The sequence below is a fragment of the Bacillota bacterium genome (assembly GCA_012727955.1).
Classification (GTDB): domain Bacteria; phylum Bacillota; class Limnochordia; order DTU087; family JAAYGB01; genus JAAYGB01.
The window spans coordinates 73,458-92,991 of the sequence record JAAYGB010000008.1 but is presented as its reverse complement, the minus strand read 5'-3'; the positions used below and the strand labels follow the sequence as shown (position 1 = coordinate 92,991).

At 53.1% G+C, this 19,534-nt stretch carries 23 protein-coding genes; all 23 read left to right on the top strand.

The genetic code is table 11. The features are described 5' to 3' along the window. Positions 1-118: 118 nt before the first annotated feature. The 23 genes from GX030_02485 to rplS all read left to right on the top strand — a co-directional run bounded on the left by GX030_02485 (position 119) and on the right by rplS (position 19,443). A complete protein-coding gene (locus GX030_02485; GenBank protein ID NLV91248.1) occupies positions 119-850 on the top strand; it encodes a peptidoglycan-binding protein in 732 nt (243 codons plus the stop codon). A 49-nt stretch (positions 851-899) separates the two neighbouring features. Further along, positions 900-1,454, top strand: a complete 555-nt coding sequence (locus GX030_02480; GenBank protein ID NLV91247.1) for a DUF177 domain-containing protein — start codon at positions 900-902, stop codon at positions 1,452-1,454. Between the two features lie 46 nt (positions 1,455-1,500). Then, complete coding sequence (gene rpmF / locus GX030_02475; protein NLV91246.1) at positions 1,501-1,683, top strand: 50S ribosomal protein L32; 183 nt, start codon at positions 1,501-1,503, stop codon at positions 1,681-1,683. Between the two features lie 220 nt (positions 1,684-1,903). After that, on the top strand, positions 1,904-2,476 hold the full coding sequence (fapR, locus tag GX030_02470; GenBank protein ID NLV91245.1) for a transcription factor FapR: 573 nt from the start codon (positions 1,904-1,906) through the stop codon (positions 2,474-2,476). 54 nt (positions 2,477-2,530) lie between these two features. Then, entirely contained in the window at positions 2,531-3,532 is a 1,002-nt protein-coding gene (plsX, locus tag GX030_02465) for a phosphate acyltransferase PlsX (GenBank protein ID NLV91244.1), read from the top strand. After that, a complete protein-coding gene (locus GX030_02460; protein ID NLV91243.1) occupies positions 3,522-4,529 on the top strand; it encodes a ketoacyl-ACP synthase III in 1,008 nt (335 codons plus the stop codon). Before plsX ends, GX030_02460 begins: the two co-directional genes overlap by 11 nt. Continuing rightward, on the top strand, positions 4,517-5,464 hold the full coding sequence (fabD, locus tag GX030_02455; GenBank protein ID NLV91242.1) for an ACP S-malonyltransferase: 948 nt from the start codon (positions 4,517-4,519) through the stop codon (positions 5,462-5,464). The genes GX030_02460 and fabD overlap by 13 nt, the downstream gene beginning before the upstream one ends. Then, positions 5,461-6,198 carry a 3-oxoacyl-[acyl-carrier-protein] reductase gene (gene fabG, locus GX030_02450; protein ID NLV91241.1) on the top strand — a complete coding sequence of 246 codons (738 nt, stop codon included), beginning with the start codon at positions 5,461-5,463 and terminating at the stop codon, positions 6,196-6,198. The genes fabD and fabG overlap by 4 nt, the downstream gene beginning before the upstream one ends. 55 nt (positions 6,199-6,253) lie before the next feature. Beyond that, positions 6,254-6,487 (top strand): acyl carrier protein, encoded by a 234-nt coding sequence (locus tag GX030_02445; protein ID NLV91240.1) that lies wholly within the window; start codon positions 6,254-6,256, stop codon positions 6,485-6,487. Between the two features lie 133 nt (positions 6,488-6,620). Continuing rightward, positions 6,621-7,862, top strand: coding sequence for a beta-ketoacyl-ACP synthase II (gene fabF / locus GX030_02440; GenBank protein NLV91239.1), 1,242 nt, complete (start codon positions 6,621-6,623; stop codon positions 7,860-7,862). A 75-nt stretch (positions 7,863-7,937) separates the two neighbouring features. Next, a complete protein-coding gene (gene rnc / locus GX030_02435; GenBank protein NLV91238.1) occupies positions 7,938-8,615 on the top strand; it encodes a ribonuclease III in 678 nt (225 codons plus the stop codon). Between the two features lie 101 nt (positions 8,616-8,716). Beyond that, on the top strand, positions 8,717-9,418 hold the full coding sequence (locus GX030_02430) for a sigma-70 family RNA polymerase sigma factor (GenBank protein ID NLV91237.1): 702 nt from the start codon (positions 8,717-8,719) through the stop codon (positions 9,416-9,418). Between the two features lie 90 nt (positions 9,419-9,508). Continuing rightward, positions 9,509-9,925: a DUF3842 family protein gene (locus GX030_02425; GenBank protein ID NLV91236.1), complete on the top strand. Its 417-nt coding sequence runs from the start codon at positions 9,509-9,511 to the stop codon at positions 9,923-9,925. Positions 9,926-10,090: 165 nt separating this feature from the next. Next, the gene (smc, locus tag GX030_02420) at positions 10,091-13,675 is read left to right on the top strand and encodes a chromosome segregation protein SMC (GenBank protein NLV91235.1); all 3,585 of its coding nucleotides are present in this window, start codon (positions 10,091-10,093) and stop codon (positions 13,673-13,675) included. Between the two features lie 23 nt (positions 13,676-13,698). After that, positions 13,699-14,811, top strand: coding sequence for a signal recognition particle-docking protein FtsY (ftsY, locus tag GX030_02415; GenBank protein NLV91234.1), 1,113 nt, complete (start codon positions 13,699-13,701; stop codon positions 14,809-14,811). Positions 14,812-14,900: 89 nt separating this feature from the next. Next, positions 14,901-15,248 (top strand): transcriptional regulator, encoded by a 348-nt coding sequence (locus GX030_02410; GenBank protein ID NLV91233.1) that lies wholly within the window; start codon positions 14,901-14,903, stop codon positions 15,246-15,248. Between the two features lie 42 nt (positions 15,249-15,290). Next, on the top strand, positions 15,291-16,637 hold the full coding sequence (ffh, locus tag GX030_02405) for a signal recognition particle protein (protein ID NLV91232.1): 1,347 nt from the start codon (positions 15,291-15,293) through the stop codon (positions 16,635-16,637). Between the two features lie 103 nt (positions 16,638-16,740). Continuing rightward, complete coding sequence (gene rpsP / locus GX030_02400; GenBank protein ID NLV91231.1) at positions 16,741-17,007, top strand: 30S ribosomal protein S16; 267 nt, start codon at positions 16,741-16,743, stop codon at positions 17,005-17,007. Positions 17,008-17,028: 21 nt separating this feature from the next. After that, positions 17,029-17,259: a KH domain-containing protein gene (locus tag GX030_02395; GenBank protein NLV91230.1), complete on the top strand. Its 231-nt coding sequence runs from the start codon at positions 17,029-17,031 to the stop codon at positions 17,257-17,259. Then, positions 17,243-17,707, top strand: a complete 465-nt coding sequence (locus GX030_02390; protein ID NLV91229.1) for a 16S rRNA processing protein RimM — start codon at positions 17,243-17,245, stop codon at positions 17,705-17,707. The genes GX030_02395 and GX030_02390 overlap by 17 nt, the downstream gene beginning before the upstream one ends. Before the next feature lie 48 nt (positions 17,708-17,755). Next, complete coding sequence (rimM, locus tag GX030_02385; protein NLV91228.1) at positions 17,756-18,274, top strand: 16S rRNA processing protein RimM; 519 nt, start codon at positions 17,756-17,758, stop codon at positions 18,272-18,274. A gap of 19 nt (positions 18,275-18,293) precedes the next feature. Next, a complete protein-coding gene (gene trmD, locus GX030_02380) occupies positions 18,294-19,049 on the top strand; it encodes a tRNA (guanosine(37)-N1)-methyltransferase TrmD (protein NLV91227.1) in 756 nt (251 codons plus the stop codon). A 46-nt stretch (positions 19,050-19,095) separates the two neighbouring features. Beyond that, the gene (gene rplS, locus GX030_02375; protein NLV91226.1) at positions 19,096-19,443 is read left to right on the top strand and encodes a 50S ribosomal protein L19; all 348 of its coding nucleotides are present in this window, start codon (positions 19,096-19,098) and stop codon (positions 19,441-19,443) included. Positions 19,444-19,534 lie beyond the last annotated feature (91 nt).

The window sequence follows — 19,534 nt, the reverse complement described above, 5'->3', positions numbered from 1 at the left end:
GTGGTTCACAGCCCGGCTGGAAGGCGAAGCCAGGTAATACATATATATGGCCCCTTTGCATGGATATTCCATGAGTACAGGTATCAGATCTGCCTCAGGCTGAGAGGACGGGTGGGAAATGCGGAGCACCAAATGGAGATTTTTCAGCTGTTGGCTCATCATAGTTGGACTGCTCTGTCCACCTGTTGTTGCCGCAGATGTACCCCTGCTTCGTCAAGGCCATCGGGGCCCCGAGGTGGTGGTCCTACAGGACCTTTTGGCTTCCTTGGGTTACCTATCGGGAGAGGTGGATGGGATCTTTGGTCCTAATACGAAAAGGTCAGTCGTCAATTTCCAGAAGGATGAAGGTCTAGTTTCCGACGGCATCGTGGGAGTTCAAACCTGGAGACGTCTTCAGGCCAAGGCTCCGGTGAGGGATCCAGAGCTGGTGTTGTGGGAAGAGGTAGATTTGCTTTTTCCCCACGGCAGCGCTGCCACCATCGTGGACTTGGTTACCGGCCGCTCCCTGCAGGTCCGTCGGTATCACGGCCATCTTCATGCCGACGTTGAACCTTTGACCGCAGCGGACACCAAGGTGCTGAAATCCCTGTACGGTGGATGCTTTAGCTGGGAGCGCAGAGCCGTTGCCCTTGAGATTGGGGGCAGAAGGATTGCAGCTTCGATGAATGGGTTCCCCCATGGAAGTGGAAGTATCAATAATAATGGTTTTAGCGGTCACTTTTGTGTTCATTTCCTCGGATCACGGTTGCATCTAGATGGGACGATGCATCGCAGTCACCAGGAAAAGGTCCTGGAGGCTGCCGGATACAGCGATTCACCCCTGTGGTTTCAGGGCGATCGCACTCGGTAATGGCTTGACAGAGCCCGATGCTGGTAATATAATTTTGGGGTGAGCCTCGATGCGGATTGATATATCACGAATCAAGGACGAAACAGGAGCTAGAATTGAGAGAGAATTTTCCCTGGAGTGTTCCCAGTTGGGACTCGATGACGTCGCCGAGGAAGGTCGGGGACCTGTCATGGCAAAGGTAGCGATCACCAACATCGGCAACCGCACCTTCATGGTGGAGGGTCGGGTAGAGTCCCAGATGGAATTTACCTGTTCTCGCTGTTTGACGCCCTTTACTTATCATTTGTCCGGTGGGTTTTCTGAAGAGTATCTTCCCAAGGATAGCGAACGCTATGATCAGTGGCGGGAGCGTGAAGAAAGCTCCGGCGAGTACCCCGTGGAGGAAGAAGTGAGGTTCTATGACCACACTTACCTGGAGATTAGCGATACCCTGCGGGATGCCTTTTATCTTGCAGTACCGATGAAAATTGTGTGTAAGGATGATTGCCAGGGGATTTGTCCCAACTGCGGCCAGAGCAAGAACGATGTGCAGTGTGACTGCAAACCAGATAATACCGACTTGCGATGGGCCGCGTTGAAAGAATTACTGGAAGAGGACAAATAGCGGAGTTAAAACAGCATCCGTTATTAGTGATGGGAGGTGTGGGACGATGGCAGTTCCAAAGAGGCGACAGTCAAAGGCAAAGACTAGATCTCGTCGAGCCAATTGGAAGACCAATGCTCCAAATCTGGGGGCTTGTCCTCAGTGCCATGAGCCAAAGCTACCCCATCGGGTATGCGGCAATTGTGGCTGGTACGACGGTAAGAAAGTTGCAGCTGGGGCCGACGAGTAAAGTGGGCCAAAAATACGATCATAGAGCCGTTGCCGGCTAGAGGAAGCGGGAATCCATCAGTGGTTCTCGCTTTTTTGTGTTGATAGTGACCATTTTCACAGGATTTTCTGACAAAAATTGCTTGGTTCCCCTTGCATGTCCAATGACTATACAGTAAACTATGTTTATGACCAGGTCTTAAGTCATTACAGAGATAAAATTCGGAAGTAAGGTGGAATTCATGGCCAGGAGCAAAGCTAAAGAGAAGCGGCAACAACAGCTGCGTGAACTGCTGGATTCAGACCCCTTCATGACCGATGAGGAATTGGCTGCCACACTGCATGTGAGTGTGCAGACAATACGCCTAGACCGCATGGAGCTGGGAATTCCCGAATTGCGGGAACGGACCAAGCATTTGGCAGAAACTACTTATGCTCGAATTCGTTCCGTCAGTGGAGGAGAAGTTATTGGTGAACTGACGGAGATTGAATTGGAGAAATCGGGGTCATCGATTTTGTTGACCACCGATGACATGGGATTTAAGAAGACAGGAATCGTCAGAGGCCATTATGTCTTTGCTCAGGGTAATTCCCTGGCGATTGCCCTGGTGGATGCTCCCGTAGCTCTAACAGCTAAGGCCGAGGTCAAGTTTGTCAGGCCGGTATTTGTTGGGGATCGAGTTTTTGCTCGGGCTGTGATCAAGTCTGCTCGCGCTGACCGCTATGAAGTTCTTGTAGAAAGCCGAGTAGAGAACCAGTTGGTGTTTGTCGGTGAATTCACCGTTGTTGGACTCCAGCATCCACCGGCGCCGTAGGCCTGGGTCAATGGAATGGAGATGTTGACGGAATTTAGTCAGGAGATGAGAAGTATGCGGATTGCCCTGGACGCGATGGGTGGAGATCATGCTCCCCAGGATATGGTCAATGGGGCATGGGACTTCGTTCAAACCCATGGGCAGCATCATGTGATCTTAGTGGGGGACCAAGCTAAGATTGAACAGGCGCTGGAAGGCAGACCATTGGGGAATAATCTAAGTATTGTTCATGCTCCGCAAGTAATTGACATGGGGGAGCATCCGGCACAGGCAGTGCGGCGAAAGAAAGATGCCTCGGTGGTAGTCTGCGCCAATCTGGTGCGAAAGGGTGAAGCCGATGCGATGGTTAGCGCCGGGAACACCGGAGCTACCATGGCTAGTGCTCTGCTGCGCATCGGGCGAATTCCTGGAATTGATCGGCCGGCGATTGGCAGCCCAATGCCAACTTTGCAGGGTCCCAGTGTAATTGTTGACGCTGGAGCTAATGCTGAGTGTAAGCCGGTAAATCTCCAGCAGTTTGCAATCATGGGTAGTATTTATATGGAAAAGGTAATGGGGATCAGCCGGCCCCGGATTGGCTTGCTCAGTATTGGAGAAGAGAGTACTAAGGGGAATGATTTGGTTCTGGAAACCTATGGGTTATTGGAACAAACCTCTGGAATTAACTTCATTGGCAATATCGAAGGAAGAGACATACTGTTGGGCGCTGCCGATGTCGTGGTCTGTGATGGATTTGTGGGAAACATCGTCCTGAAATTTGCCGAGGGAATGGGCAAGGGACTGTTTTCCCTGATCAAGAGAGAATTGACTCGAGATATGAAAAGCAAACTGGGTGCGCTCCTTGTCAAGGATGGACTAAAACGAGTGGCCGCCGCAGTTGATTACACCGAGTACGGTGGTGCCCCTCTGTTGGGAGTCAAGGGAGTCAGTATTATCAGCCATGGCAGCTCTAATCGCAAGGCAATTCGAAACGCACTGATCGCGGCGATGGAGGCTGTAGACAATCAGGTAGTCTCTACTATACAAGCAAACATTGAGGATGCGGATGGTGAATAAGGTGAGACAACTACTACCTGCGGGGATAACGGGCACCGGTCGAGCTATTCCCGAAAAAGTTTTGACAAACGCTGATTTGGAGCGAATGGTAGACACCAGCGATGAGTGGATTCGGACTCGGACGGGGATTGTGGAACGTCGGATTGCTGAGGCGCATATCGCTTCTTCAGACCTAGGGGCGGAGGCAGGGCGCAAGGCCTTGGAGGACGCCGGAGTTAAGCCGGAGGATGTGGATCTAGTTATAGTGGGAACCATAACTCCGGATATGGCCTTTCCTGCCACCGCCTGTATTATTCAAGATAAGTTGGGATTAACCAATGCGGCAGCCTTTGATCTATCCGCGGGCTGTTCTGGTTTTGTCTATGCCCTAGATGTAGCGGCCAGTTTTGTTACCGCTGGTAAGTACCGCACTGTGCTGGTGATTGGTGCCGATACCTTGAGCAAAATCATAGACTTTACCGATCGCAGTACCTGTGTTCTGTTTGGCGACGGTGCCGGGGCGGCGGTTGTGCAACCAGTTGAAGAAGATTACGGCATCTTAGCCACCTACCTGGGTTCCGATGGTTCCGGGGGGCACACGCTGTACCTGCCGGCCGGTGGCTCGCGTATGCCGGCCTCGGAGGAGACCATCAGGAATCGGCAGCATTTTATTTGTATGTCCGGCAATGAAGTTTTCAAGTTTGCCGTTCGGATCATGGGGGAAGCCTCTAGTCAAGTCCTGCAGCGGGCTGGCCTCAGTGCCGATGATGTTGACCTGTTTATCCCCCATCAGGCGAATACCAGGATCATTGACGCCGCCGCCAGACGGTTGGGACTCGATTCAAAGCGGGTTTTCGTAAACGTTGACCGCTATGGCAACACCTCTGCCGCCTCTATTCCCATTGCCCTGAATGAAGCCAAGGAGGCAGGCTTGATCAACAAAGGTGATCTCATTGTTCTGGTGGGATTTGGAGCGGGACTAACCTGGGCTAGTGCGGTGATGAGATGGGCACGGTAGATACACTGGGATTTCTCTTTCCAGGGCAGGGTTCGCAGTATGTAGGTATGGGACAAGCTCTCAGTGAGTACCCCGCGGGAAGAAAGACTCTAGAAGAAGCCGATGGGGTTTTGGCAATGCCCCTCAGTCGCCTCATTGCCGAGGGACCGAAGGAGGAGTTGGACCAGACCGCTAATACCCAACCGGCACTGTTTACCATCAGCGTCGGGTGGTATCGGGTCTTGTTGGACAAGGGCTCTTCTCCCCGAGCCGTTGCTGGACACAGCCTAGGGGAATATGCTGCTGCCGTTGCCGCTGGGGCGCTTACCTTTGCCGATGCCCTCTCAGTGGTGCGCCTGCGGGGAGAGCTGATGGCGGCAGCCGCCGATGGTACCGGTATGATGGCGGCCATCCTCGGTTTAACAGGAGCCGAGGTGGTGGAGATCTGCGAAGAAGTGGGAAATCGAGAGGCCGTGGCCGCAAACTTCAACGCTCCAGGACAAGTGGTAGTTTCCGGACTTACTCCGGCGGTGACCCGAGTCTGTGAGGCAGCCAAGGAAAGAGGTGCCCGGCGGGTAGTTCCCCTGGCCGTCAGTGGGCCCTTCCATTCCCCCTTTATGGAACCGGTGGCCGATAGGCTCAGGCAGCGCTTTGCTACTATTGATGTTCAGGATCCCCAGATCCCGATGATTGCCAATTACGTAGGCAAGCCGGTGCAAACAGCGGAGGAGCTGGTGGAGGCGTTGGTTGCTGGGGTCAGTTCCCCGGTGCTGTGGGAACAGACGATGTCCTATTTGCTGCAATCGGGTATCAAGGGCTTCGTCGAAGTAGGCCCAGGACGAGTGTTGACGGGACTTGCACGCAAGATCGATCGTAAGGCCTTTGTCGTCGGTGTTGACGACCCACAAGGCTGGGAGAAATTGCTTGCAATGCAGAAAGGGGATGTAGTAATATGAGTCTGACAGGCAGGACTGCAGTGGTGACTGGAGGCGGCCGGGGGATTGGCCGAGCCATCGCCCGTCGTCTGGCCCAGGATGGCGCCAAGGTAGCCCTTTGGGATCTCGCGGACCACGAGGGGGTAGCCGACGAACTGAAGGCTCAGGGTGCCCAAGCTATCTTTGTCCCAGTAGATGTTACCAATGCTGATTCCATCAGCCAAGGGGTCGAGGCCACGATAGCCAATTTGGGCAGCATTGATATTTTGGTGAATAATGCTGGTATTACCCAGGACAGTTTATTGATGCGGATGGATGAAGGCCAATGGGATGCCGTTTTGAATGTCAATCTTAAGGGTGCCTATCTGTGCAGTAAGGCAGTGCTACGGCCGATGCTCAAGGCCCGTTACGGCAGGATTATTAACATCGCCTCCGTTGTCGGGTTGATGGGTAATGCCGGCCAGACCAACTACTCTGCGTCAAAGGCTGGGCTGATAGGATTCACCAAGAGTCTGGCCCGGGAAGTAGCCAGTAGAGGAATTACCGTCAATGCAGTGGCGCCTGGTTTCATCGCCTCTGAGATGACCGATGCCTTAAGTGACAAGCAGAAGGAGGTTCTCCAGGGGCAGATTCCTATGGGCGAGATTGGCACTCCTGAGGATGTTGCCAATGGTGTGTGGTTCTTGTCTACCGATGCCAGCCGTTACATAACCGGCCAGGTGTTAAACATTAATGGTGGCTTGTTAATGGTTTAAGTCAGCGACTCATTTGTCGCCACTTGGATAATTGTAGGGTGAGGAGGTGACAATCATGGATGTATTCGAGAAAGTCAGAGAGATTGTGGTTGAGCAGCTGGGCGTGGAGTCCGACGATGTGACCCCGCAAGCTTCCTTCATAGATGATCTGGGAGCAGACTCCCTGGATATCGTTGAGCTGATTATGGCCTTTGAAGAGGAGTTTGACTTCGAGATACCCGACGAAGACGCTGAGAAAATCAGCACTGTCGAGGATGCTGTGAATTACATCAAAGAAAAGACCGAGTAATCTCGCAGCAACTTGAGCGACTAGTGTGGATCCTGCAGTCAGTGTAGGATCCATTTTACTAGCAATCATTTACCTAATTAGCAGACCTATTAACACCGACTGGTATTGCAGAAAGCTTTTGGGGTGGTTTAGATTGAATCATCGAGTAGTTGTAACAGGCATGGGTGCAGTAACTCCTTTGGGCATCGGTATTGACGAATTTTGGGCCAATCTCATCGCTGGCAAGAGTGGAGTAGGTCCCATCACCAGGTTTGACGCATCACCCTTCCCGACCCGGATTGCCGCGGAGGTTAAGAATTTCGATCCCTTGGATTTTATCGATCGCAAGGAATCCCGGCGTATGGATCGGTTCACCCAATACGCGGTGGCTGCGTCTTTGATGGCCAAGGAGCAGTCCGGCCTGGTCATCGAAGGTGAAGAGGCTAATCGGATTGGTGTTCTCATCGGTTCAGGGATCGGTGGAATCGAAACCCTCGAGGCCCAATGCCGGAATATCGTTGAAAAGGGACCAACTCGGGTTAGCCCCTTTACCGTTCCGATGATGATTGCCGATATGGCTGCCGGCCAAGTATCTATCGTGTTGGGTGCCAAGGGACACAACAGCTGCACCGTAACGGCCTGTGCCAGTGGTGCCCATGCCATCGGTGATGCCTTCCGAATTATTCAACGGGGGGATGCTGTGGCGATGATTACCGGTGGTGCTGAAGCTCCTATTAGTTTCCTACCCTTGGCGGGCTTTTGCGCAGCCAAGACCTTGTCAACCAATAATGAGGATCCTGCGGGAGCCAGTCGTCCCTTCGATGCCAGGCGGGATGGCTTTGTCATGGGGGAAGGGGCTGGAATCCTGATTTTGGAAGAACTGAACCATGCCTTAGAGCGGGGAGCGAACATTCTCGCTGAAGTGGTGGGCTATGGTGCGACGGGAGATGCCTATCATATCACCAGCCCATCGCCGGAGGGTGATGGGGCCATTCGGGCGATGAACATGGCTTTGGCTGCCTCGGGAGTTGCCAAGGAAGATGTTGGGTACATTAACGCCCATGGAACGTCAACGATCCTCAATGATGTCTTCGAGACCTTAGCCATTAAGAAGGTCTTTGGCGATCGGGCAAGTCAAATTCCCGTCAGCTCAACCAAATCCATGACGGGACACCTGTTGGGAGCCGCCGGAGGAATTGAGTCCATTGTCTCGATTCAGGTGATCAATCAGGGCATGATTCCGCCAACGATTAATCAGGAAGAACCCGATGAAAGATGTGACTTGGACTATGTTCCCAATCAAGCGCGGAAGGCCGATGTGAAGGTGGCGATGTCCAACTCCTTTGGCTTTGGTGGACATAACGCAGTTCTGCTGTTTTCCCGCTACCAGGATTAATTGAACAAGAGGGAAGGCGAGTCGGATTTGAACACAGGGGATCGCACCAGGAAGCTAGAGGGCTTTTGTCGGGCAGTGGGAATTGATGGAGTGGACTTGGAGCTGGTTGATATAGCCCTAACCCACAAGTCCTATACCTATGAAAATCCCGAGACTGCAGAGCACAATGAGCGGTTGGAGTTTCTCGGTGATGCCGTAGTGGGTCTGGCAGTGGCCCGTTACCTGTACGAGCTTCTTCCCGATCGACCGGAGGGAGAATTGGCATCACTGCGGGCAGCGGTGGTCAGTGCGCCGGCTCTGGCAAAGCAGGCCAAAGGGCTGCAAGTGGGTCAGTTGTTGCGCCTGGGACATGGAGAGGAAAAAACCGGTGGTAGGGAACGGGAGTCCCTGTTAGCCAATGCCTTTGAAGCTTTGGTGGGAGCAATTTATCTGTCACTGGGGAACCAGAGAGCTCAAGAGTTTGTGCTCACCCAACTGGCTCCTGAGATCGAGAGATTATTGACGGGCAATCCGGTGATCGATCCCAAAAGCGCACTCCAAGAGGTGCTGCAAAAATTCTCCACCGAGGTACCTACCTATGAAGTGTACAAGGAGACGGGGCCGGATCACGCCAAGGAGTTCCAGGTAGTGGTGCAGTGGAGGGGTAAAATCCTAGGGCATGGTCGGGGCCGGAGCAAGAAACTGGCCCAACAAGCCGCTGCCAGGGAAGCCCTAGCTAAGATGGCGGACTACGAGTATGATCTGTTCGGATAGAGCAGGTCATACTCTTTTTTGTTTTTCCTGCCGGCCTTGTCATAAATCCACAAGACAAGCATATAGATGAAGTGGATCGATGGACAAGGAGGGCACAAGCTGTGAAGGATCTGAATCAAGAACTAGACCTGCAGATATTAGAACGGATTCGAGCCGGAGACGCTGCGGCAAAAGAGGAAATGATTCACAAATATACGCCCTTGGTAAAACACATCGTCAGTAATTACTATGCCAGCTTCTTGGACTTTGACGATTTGATGCAGGAAGGGACCATCGGGTTACTAAGTGCCATCGATGAATATCAGAGTAAGTATAACGTGAAATTCAGCTCCTTCGCCTACATCTGCATTATTCGCAAGATCTACAATGTAATCAAGCAGAGTAACGGGAACAAGCATCGGGCACTTAATGAAGGCATCTCCCTTTACAGTCATGTGGGTCACGAAGACGGACGTATCATCATGGAGTTATTACCCAATGAAGAGGCTGCCATTGATCCCCAGGATTGGGTGGAACTGCAATTTGTTAACGAGCAAATTCGTGAGGTGCTAAAAAACCATTTGTCACTGCTGGAGTTTGCCGTAATCACGTTATTACTGCAGGGGTACAGCAACGGTGAAATTGAGCAAGAGATCGGCGTTGGTGGCAAGACTATCGATAACGCCAGAACCAGAGTTCGTTCCAAATTGCGTCGCATTCTCCTAGAATATGGCTCATTGCTCAGCCCCAATATTCCCATGAAGGTGCGAAAGCGTGAGGATCTATACTTGAACGTGCCTCTGCCGGCAGTGGCGGGAGACTAGACTGCTCGGAGAGGAGATCCCTTCATCGATGACGTATGATCCAGTAAGGTGGACAAGTCACAGAATCAACTTGGAGCGGGAGAGGTACTAATGCGGATTGCAGTCATCGACGGACAGGGAGGCGGCCTGGGCAGAAGCATTGTCGAAGCCTTGCGACGGGCCCTATCCCCAGACATTGAAATCATTGCCTTGGGTACCAACGCCATTGCTACAGCCGCGATGCTGAAGGCAGGGGCCGACGCCGGAGCCACCGGCGAGAATGCCATTACCGTTACTTGTAGCTCCTGTGATATCATTGTGGGTCCTCTGGGAATTGTTGCGGCCAACTCGATGTTCGGGGAGTTGACGCCAGCTATGGCCTTAGCGGTGGCAGCAAGTCCAGCGCAGAAATTCTTGCTTCCCACGACTCGCTGCAATCTAAATGTGGTGGGGTATCCGTCCAAGTCTTTGAGTGCAACCCTTGAGTCCCTGGTGGTGGAGATACAAGAATTCTTGGCCCAGGCTTGACCCAGGCTAACAGGTTTGACATCGCCGCAGACCCTTTGCTGCGGCTTTTTTGATCTTGTCGGCCCGCAGGATTACCTCGAGCGGGACGAGAAATACTGGAAAGAATCTCTACGTCAGCTGACCAAGAAGCTATTGTTGTGGTGAGGCAGTTAGTGAGGGATGCCATTGTATTTAAAACGATTGGATCTATATGGATTTAAGTCCTTTGGGGTGAGGACTCGCTTAGAATTTGTGCCGGGAATCACGGCCGTGGTGGGCCCCAATGGCAGTGGTAAATCCAATATCGCGGACGCGGTCCGATGGGTATTGGGTGAACAAAGCGCCAAGTCTCTGCGGGGAAGTTGCATGGAGGATGTCATTTTTGCCGGCAGTGATGGAAAGAGCCCTCTAGGATATGCCGATGTGTCCCTGACCTTGGACAATACCGATGGCTACATCCCCCTGGACTTCAGTGAGATCACTGTCACCCGACGGGTATATCGGTCTGGCGAGAGTGAATTCATGATTAATCGTACTCGGTGTCGCCTCAAGGATATTCAAGAGTTGTTCATGGATACCGGCCTGGGCCGAGATAGCTATGCCTTGATTGGCCAAGGTCAAATCGACCAGGTGTTGTCGGCCAAGCCCGAAGAGCGGCGGCGAATCATTGAGGAGGCGGCCGGGGTAGTCAAGTATCGTGCCCGCAAATTAGAAGCCCAACGCAAGCTCAGGGATACCGAGCAGAACCTACTTCGGGTCAATGATATTATTCTCGAACTGGAAGGGCGGATCGAACCGCTGCAGATCGAGGCTGCCAGAGCTGAGGAATATCTCGCCATTACGGAGCAGCTAAAGGGGACGGAGCTAGGCTATTTCAAGGCGCAACTCCAGGAGCTGAAGGCGCAACGGGAGGAGCTTGGCCGATCCGCGGCTGTAATTGGCAGGGACTTAGCGGCGCTGCAGCAGGACAACAGCCGGCTGGAGCATACTATCACCCAGCAGAAGGGAATCCTAGCGGCAGCTCAGGAAAAGCTGGAGGAGACCATTGTCGCGGCGGACGGCTATCGGCAGCGGTTCAGCGAGGTCCAGCATCAACGGGCTCTGAGCGAAGTTCAACTAGAGTATACCACCAGTCAGCTTGAGGAAGTCTCGAAGCACCTGGAGCGGCTGCAAGCTTCGGAGAAGGAGCTTTCTGGGCAGCTTGATGCCCTCCAAGGTGAGCTAACTGTCGTTAAGGCTGAGATCGCTGCCACCGGTGAACGGCAGGCAGCCATTATCCAGACCCAAGATGAAGCCAGGGCGGCAGCTCAGGACAAGCAGATCTTGATGGACCAGTTGCGACGACAACACCAAGGGGCCAGAGTGGAGATTGAGGAGCTGGCTCGAGTTCTCATTGGCCTGGAAGAGCGATTGGAGCACCTAGCTCAGCGCCGTCTTGAGCTGAGCCAAGAGGAAAGGGAGCATGAACGGGAGAAAGAGGTTTTTCAGCAGCGGGTAGCACAACTGACTAAACGCTACGATGAAGAGACTGCTAACCTTGCGCGGGTAAAGGAAGCCCTAGGAGTCTGTGATCAAACCCTGCAGGAGCAAAGGGCTCAGTTACAAAAGACCCAGCAAGCTCGGGCTAATTTGGATCGGAGGCTCAACTCCCTGCGATCCCGGTGGCGTGTTCTCAAGGAAATGGAGGAGGACTACGAAGGATATTCCCGGGGAGTAAAGGCGGTGATGCAGGCCGGGGAAAAGGGGGCGCTAAGAGGCTTAATCGGGACCGTTGCCGCTTTGCTTACCGTCCCAGCGCCTTTGATTACAGCGGTGGAAACCGCTTTGGGTTCCGGTCTGCAAAATATCGTTGCCGAGACCAAGGAAGCGGGACAAAAAGCTATTGAACACCTAAAACAGACCAAGGGGGGACGAATTACCGTACTTCCCCTTGATGGCCTGCGTTATGGGACCCTATCTCAGCGGGAGCGGGACCAAATTACAAGAATTCCCGGATGTCTGGGAGTGGCCGCGGAGTTGGTCAGATGCGAAGACAGGCTCGCTCCGATGCGGGAGTATCTCTTGGGACGGGTCATTGTTACGGAAGATCTGAAATCCGCTGTGGCTGTTTCCAACGAACTGCGAAACTTTTCTCGAATCGTCACCCTTGAGGGGGATCAGATTTCCCCCGGCGGAGCGATGACCGGTGGAAGTCCCCGACGGCAACGTACTGGGGGTCTGTTAACTCGCAAGCAGGAATTAGAGGAACTGGTGGTGCAGGCCCAAGAGGTGAAGGGGCAGCTGGCAAGAACCGATGAAACCATCGCCCAGTGTCTTCAGGAGATAGACAACTGGGAGTCGGAACAAAAAAAGCTGCAGGAGCAGATGCAACATCGGTTGGTGGAGCAGGCTGCAGTCCAGCGGGATTTGGCCGGCGCAAAGTCCAGCTATGAGCGAATCGAAGCAGTCCTTCACCGGGTCTTGGAGCAGCAGGAGCAAATAGCCAGCCAGGGAGAAGAAGTAGTGGCCCAACAGAGGAAGACGCAGCAGCAGATGGCAAGGGCCCAGGCTTTAGTCCAGCAGATAGAGGAGCAGCTGGCAGAACTGGATGCCCAATTGGCTGCCGCGGGACAGGCTACCAGCAATGTGGAAAAAGAACTCACGGGATTGCGGATAGAGCTGGCGGCACTGGAGAGCAAAGCTCAAACGATAGAAGCTCGGTATCGGGAGACTTTCCACCGACGGGAGGAGATTCGCTCCACGGCGAAGGGGCAAGAAGAGCGACTACGGCAGCTCACCCAACAGGGCGAAGAGTTGCGGCGTCGGATGCAGAGGCTTGAGTCTGAGGCGGAAGAGTTAAAACAACTACTCACCCAGGCCGAGGCCAAGCAGGGGCAGATCAAGGAAGAAGTTGCCAGATACCGACAACGCTTGGAGTCACTGGAGGAGGAATTAGGCGAAGGCCGCCAGGCTGCCGGGGATCTGCAGCTGCGGTTACATGATTATCAGCGCCGGGAAGAACGCTTGATTGTTCAACAGGAGCACATTCTTGAACAGGTATGGCAGGGGTATGAAATCACAGAAGAGCAGCTGCTAGAACAAGTGGAGCCTGCCGCCGACGCAGCCAAGGCCAAGCGGCGTGTGGGGTATTTGCGAACCCAGTTGCGGGAATTAGGACCCGTCAATCTCAATGCCGCCGAGGAGTATCGGGCGGTTTCTGAGCGGTATGAGTTTCTCCGGCGACAGCGAGATGATTTGGTGGAAGCCAGAGGCTCTTTGCGGCAGGTGGCCGAAGAGATGGATCGGGTCTGCCAGGAGAGATTCGATGCTACTTTGCATCGGGTGAAGGAGAATTTCCGGGACATTTTCCGTCGGCTCTTTGGCGGGGGCGATGCCGACTTGGTCTTAGTCCAAGAGGGCGAATGGGAAGAAAGTGGTTTGGAGATGTATGCCCAACCACCGGGTAAGAAACTGCAAAGTCTTGAACTACTCTCCGGTGGGGAGCGAACCCTGGTGGCAATCGCCTTCCTCTTCGCCATGCTATCGGAGCGGCCCAGTCCCTTTTGTGTCTTGGATGAAGTTGATGCCGCTTTAGATGAGGCTAATCTGAAGCGATTTGCCAAGTTGCTGCGGGAGTATACCGACAGCGTGCAATTTCTAGTGATAACCCATAGGCAAGGAACAATGGAACTGGCCGATGTCCTGTATGGGGTGACCATGGGAAATGACGCCATTTCGCGCTTGGTCTCCGTCCGGCTCAGTGCCGAGGGAGAAGTAGCCGTGGGTACTTAGGACAGCAAGGGAGGCAGGAAAGGATGGTATTGCGCAACCTGTTTCGGCGCAAGGGTGCTGCCGAAAGGGAAGAAAAACTAACCAAGGAGCAGTCGGTAGAGAACCAGCGGGAGATCGCCGAGAAAGAGGAGATTCAGCAAGAGGAAGTTACCCCCGGAAAATCCGGTGCTGACGAGGCTAAGACCTCCGACGACGAGTCTTCTCCCAATGGGGGCGGTAGGGGACTATTTGCCCGCCTGAAGCAAGGTCTAGCCAAGACCCGCAGTGGTTTTGTCAGTCGAGTAGATCAGGTGCTGACCCGAAGTGAAATCGATGAGGATATCTTGGAAGAGCTGGAAGGATTATTGGTTCAGGCGGATATCGGGGTGTCCACTACTTTGTACTTGATGGACGAGCTTCGGACGGCCATTAAGGAGCGGGGGCTTAAGCGTGCCGACGAGTTGAGACCCGTCTTGGCAGAGCTAATCGGTGAGATCTTGACGGCTAATTCGGGACAATTGGCTCTGCGGGAGGACTCGCCAACGGTTTATGTGGTGGTGGGAGTGAATGGCGCTGGCAAGACCACAACCATCGGTAAGCTAGCCTATCGATATACACAGCAGGGCAAGAAGGTCTTGCTCGGTGCCGGGGACACCTTCCGAGCGGCAGCCATCGATCAGTTGGAGGTGTGGGCCAACCGGGCCGGTGCCGATATGATCCGACACCAAGAGGGCTCTGATCCCGCGGCCGTGGCCTTTGACACCATTCAGGCTGGCAGAGCCCGGGGAGCCGATGTGATCATTATCGACACCGCAGGACGTTTGCAGAACAAAACCAACTTGATGAAAGAGCTGTCAAAGGTGTATCGCGTGGTGGAGCGGGAGTTGGGTCGGCCTGCAGATGAGGTGATCTTGACTGTAGACGCCACCACCGGTCAAAACGCTCTGTCCCAAGCTCGGGTCTTTAGTGAAGCGACTCCCGTCAGTGCCGTTGCCTTGACCAAACTCGATAGCACTGCCAAGGGCGGGATTGTCGTGGCCATTGCCCATGAGCTGGGACTACCTATCAAGTTGATTGGCATCGGCGAAGGATACAATGATCTGCGGGATTTTGTGGCTGAGGATTTTGTCGATGCCCTTTTTGCCACGGAAGATTAGCGGCAAGCAAGAAAACTAGTTGACAATCGATGATGGCTTGGGTATACTAACCTCTGTCAAGCAATTCTGCTTAACAGAGGTTGTTTCTCATGGATAATTTGACAGAGAAAAATTTGCTCTTCGATTTCTATGGCGCGATTTTGACCGAGCGTCAACAAAAGGTCTTCGAACTATACCACGAAGAGGATCTATCTTTGGGTGAAATTGCCCAGCAACTGCAGATCAGTCGCCAAGGTGTCTATGATTTGGTCCATCGCGCTGAACGGTCGCTCCGGGAAATGGAAGATAAGCTCGGCTTGATTCGGCGTTATCGGGAAGAGCAGGAAATTGTGGCCATAGTAGAAGAGCAGCTGCGAGAAAGCCTCGATCTAATGGGTGATCAACCCGGTTCGGAGCAAATACGCCGAGCGCTGAGCTATCTAAGCAAGCTGAAATAGGGTTGTTTGGTGTACAGGCTGGCCTATGGGAGGACGGTGACCATGGCGATATTTGGTAATCTGGCGGAAAAGCTGCAAAATGCCCTAGATGGTCTGAAGGATCGTGGCAAGCTAAGTGAAAAAGACGTCAAGACCGCCCTGCGGGAAGTGCGATTGGCCCTCTTAGAAGCCGATGTAAACTACAAGGTTGTTAGGGATTTTGTCAATCGGGTCCAGGAACGGGCTGTGGGGCAGGAAGTGTTGTCCAGTCTGTCTCCGGCTCAGCAGGTCATCAAGATCGTCCGGGATGAGCTGACGGAACTAATGGGAGGTTCCCACAGTCGGTTGGAGTTATCCAGTCGAGGGCCCAGTAAGGTGTTGTTGGTGGGATTGCAGGGAGCAGGAAAGACCACTGCTGCCGCGAAGCTGGCCTACCAGCTGAAGAAACAGGGCCATCGGCCACTGCTGGTTGCGGCCGACGTGTATCGTCCAGCAGCCATCAAGCAATTGATGGTGCTGGGGGAGCAGGTAGAGGCTCCGGTTTTCCAAATGGGCGACAAGCTAAGTCCCGTTGATATTGTCAAGGCCGGTGTCGAGCATGCCCGTACCCACGGCAATGATGTAGTCCTGATAGATACGGCTGGTATGATTCAAGTTGACGAAGATATGATGCAGGAGTTGGAGGAGATCAAGGCGGCCACTGAGCCTGATCAAATTCTACTCGTTGTTGATGCGATGATTGGTCAGGAGGCAGTGAATGTAGCCCAGGAATTCGACAATCGCCTTGATATCGATGGTGTCATCTTGACCAAGATGGATGGTGACGCCCGAGGGGGAGCAGCACTGTCCATTCGGGCGGTGACCGGTAAGCCCATCAAGTATGCAGGAATGAGCGAAAAAATCGATGGATTGGAGCCCTTTCACCCTGATCGGATTGCCTCGCGTATTTTGGGAATGGGCGACGTGCTTAGCCTGATAGAAAGGGCAGAATCGGCCATCGATGAAGCCAAGGCCAAGGAAATGGCCGAAAGGTTCCGAAAGGCAGAGTTTACCTTCGATGATTTCCTCGAGCAGATGAAGCAAGTGCAGAATATGGGTCCCTTGGAGCAGATCATGGAAATGATTCCCGGCATGTCCCAGGTGAAGGGACTAAAGGGCTTGGAGCTTGATGAGAGTCATTTCAAGCGAATCGAGGCCATCATTTACTCAATGACTCCCCAGGAGCGAAGAAATCCGGGAATGATTGATCGCAGCCGGAAACGGCGAATCGCTGCCGGCAGTGGAACTCGAGTTCAGGACATCAACCGCTTGCTGAAGCAATTCCGAGATACAAAACAGATGATGAAGCAACTGGGAGCTATGGAGAGAACTAGCCGCAAGCGGAAAGGGCTTTTCCGGATGTTCAACTAACCCGAAGGGTTACGCTAGGAGATTAACGGTACCTAACCGTTAATTATACACAAATGGTGTTTGGTGGATTTTTCCAATAATAGACTTAGAGGAGGTGACACAGATGGCAGTACGAATTCGATTGCGCCGTATGGGTGCCAAGAAACGCCCCTTTTACCGGTTGGTAGTTGCCGACTCCAGGGCTGCCAGGGATGGTGCCTTTATCGAGCAGTTGGGATACTACAATCCGATTGCCGAACCGGCAGAGATTCAGATAGATGAGGATAAGACCTTGGATTGGTTGCGCAAGGGTGCTCAGCCGTCCGACAGTGCCAAACAACTGCTTACTCGAGTCGGGATCATGAAGAAGTTTACTGCATCTCGCAAGTAGGTGCAGCAGGGGGTAAGCTAGATGCGAGAGCTTGTTGAGTTCATGGTTAAGTCACTGGTTGATCAACCAGAGGATGTTCAGGTTAGTCAAGTTGAAGGTGAAAAATCCCTGATCATCGAGTTACGAGTGGCAGAGGAAGACATGGGGAAAGTGATCGGCAAGAGAGGCCGGATTGCCCGAGCCATTCGGACCGTCGTCAAAGCCGCAGCAACCAAAGAAGGAAAGATGGTCCACGTTGAGATCATCGACTGATGCTCCGGTGATTTTTGGCGGTGTCAGGGGGGATTTGGTGGACCACATTACAGTGAATCTACCGATTACTTGGAAGTCCGTTGTTACTGAAAGACTTAAGGAAGAACTAGTTAAAGAAGCTCGCCGTAGCATTGGACAGCTAGACATCGAACTACAGCAGCTGGAGTTCCAAGCCAAACGCATGCTACCGGATCTGGAAAAACAGAATCTCAAGCGGGCCATGGATGTTCGACTGCAACTAGATGAGGAGAGGGAGAAGCGCCAACAGGCCAAGGAACGAGCTCAGGCTCGACTGAGGGAGATAGAAGCCCTTAATCTCGGCGACGAGATTACCCGAGGCACCCTGCAGCGCATCGTCCGGCTCGAGGTCGGAACCTCCTTAGAACAGTTGCTGAGACAGGAGATTCTGACAAAAGATGGTGTAGTAGTTGAACTGCGTCAAGGCTAACCGCAGAACGTCTGGGGAGTGGAGCTTTAGGTGACATCAAGAACTGAGCTGTTTGACATCGGACGGATAGTCCGCCCCCATGGCGTACGGGGTGAGGTAAAGGTTGAGCCCTCCACTCAATTTCCCGATCGGTTCCTCGAGATGGAATCCGTCATTGTCCGTCCGCCCAATCGGGAGCCAAGACGATATCAGATTGCTCAAGCCAGGCATCAGAACAATTTTGTGCTCCTGAAGCTGGTGGATATTGACAGTATGGAGGCGGCGGAAGCATTGCGGGGAAGTGACCTTTTGGTCACGAGGGAAGAGTTGGTATCCCTACCCCCGGGACACTATTATATTTTCGACTTGATTGGTCTTAAGGTTGTAACGGTGGATGGTCGAGAACTAGGGACAGTCAAGGACGTGTTGCAGCCTGGAGCCAATGATGTCTATGTGGTTCAGTCTCCAACTGAGGCAGCCAGGCAGATTTTGCTGCCGGCCATTAAAGATGTGGTCAAGGAAATTGATGTGGAATCAGGGCGGATGGTCGTTCAACTATTGCCCGGTCTATTAGATGACGAAGAGTAGGGTATATGGGGTGGCGTCGGTGCGGATTGATATTCTAACGTTGTTTCCGGATATGTTTACCGGTCCCTTTTCGGAAAGCATCTTGAAAAGAGCTCAGGAAGCCGGCTTGGTTGATATCCGGCTGTGGAATATCAGGGACTATGCTACCGACAAGCACCGCCAGGTTGACGATACACCCTTTGGGGGTGGAGCGGGTATGGTCCTCAAGCCCGAGCCCATGTATCGGGCGCTGGCGGCGGTAGAGGAAGCGGTGACTGAGGCCTTAGGCAAGGGTGGTCCCATCTATCTGCTCAGCCCACAGGGCAAGCTCTTTGACCAAGAGATGGCCAAATCGCTGGCTACTCTCCCTCAGATGACCCTAATCTGTGGTCACTACGAAGGGTTTGACGAACGTATCCGCCAATGGGTTACCGATGAGATTTCGATTGGAGACTTTGTTCTCACCGGAGGCGAGTTGCCGGCAATGGTTGTTGTCGATGCAGTGACTCGATTGTTGCCAGGGGTCTTGGACCCTGCCAGTGCCCGGGAGGATAGTCTCTATGATGGGTTGTTAGAGTACCCCCAATACACCAGACCTCGGGTCTTTCATGGACTAGAGGTTCCGGAAGTGTTGCTTTCGGGACACCATGAGAAGATTAGACGGTGGCGGCGGAAAATGTCGCTGCTGAGGACATGGCAACGTCGGCCAGATTTGTTAGAGAAGGCCAAGGCGCAGCTGTCTGAACAGGACTTGCGCTGGATCGCTGAGTTTAGCGAAGGAAAAATAGAGGATTGAGTTTCGATAGCAGAAGATCGACTTTCGAGAGGAGGTTTTGAAGTCAATGGACATTATCCGCACCCTAGAGCAGGAGCAGATGCGCACTGACATTCCTGATTTTCGTCCAGGAGATACAGTTCAGGTTCACGTCAGAGTTGTAGAAGGTGAACGGGAACGGATTCAAATCTTTGAGGGTGTAGTGATCGCCCGCTCCGGTAGTGGCATTCGGGAGACCTTTACTGTGCGTAAGATTTCCCAGGGTATTGGTGTCGAGCGGACTTTCCCTGTTCACTCCCGGAGAATCGCAGAGATTGTAGTAACTCGTCGGGGTAAGGTACGCAGAGCAAAATTGTATTACCTACGGCAACGTAGAGGAAGAGCTGCCAGGATCAAAGAGCGAAGCATTTACTAAACTGAAGCTCCTTTATTTGTCCGGTAGTGGGAAAGGGACTTTGACCGGTCCCTTTTTCTCTTATTGCCTAGCGCAATTCTCGCATGAACTA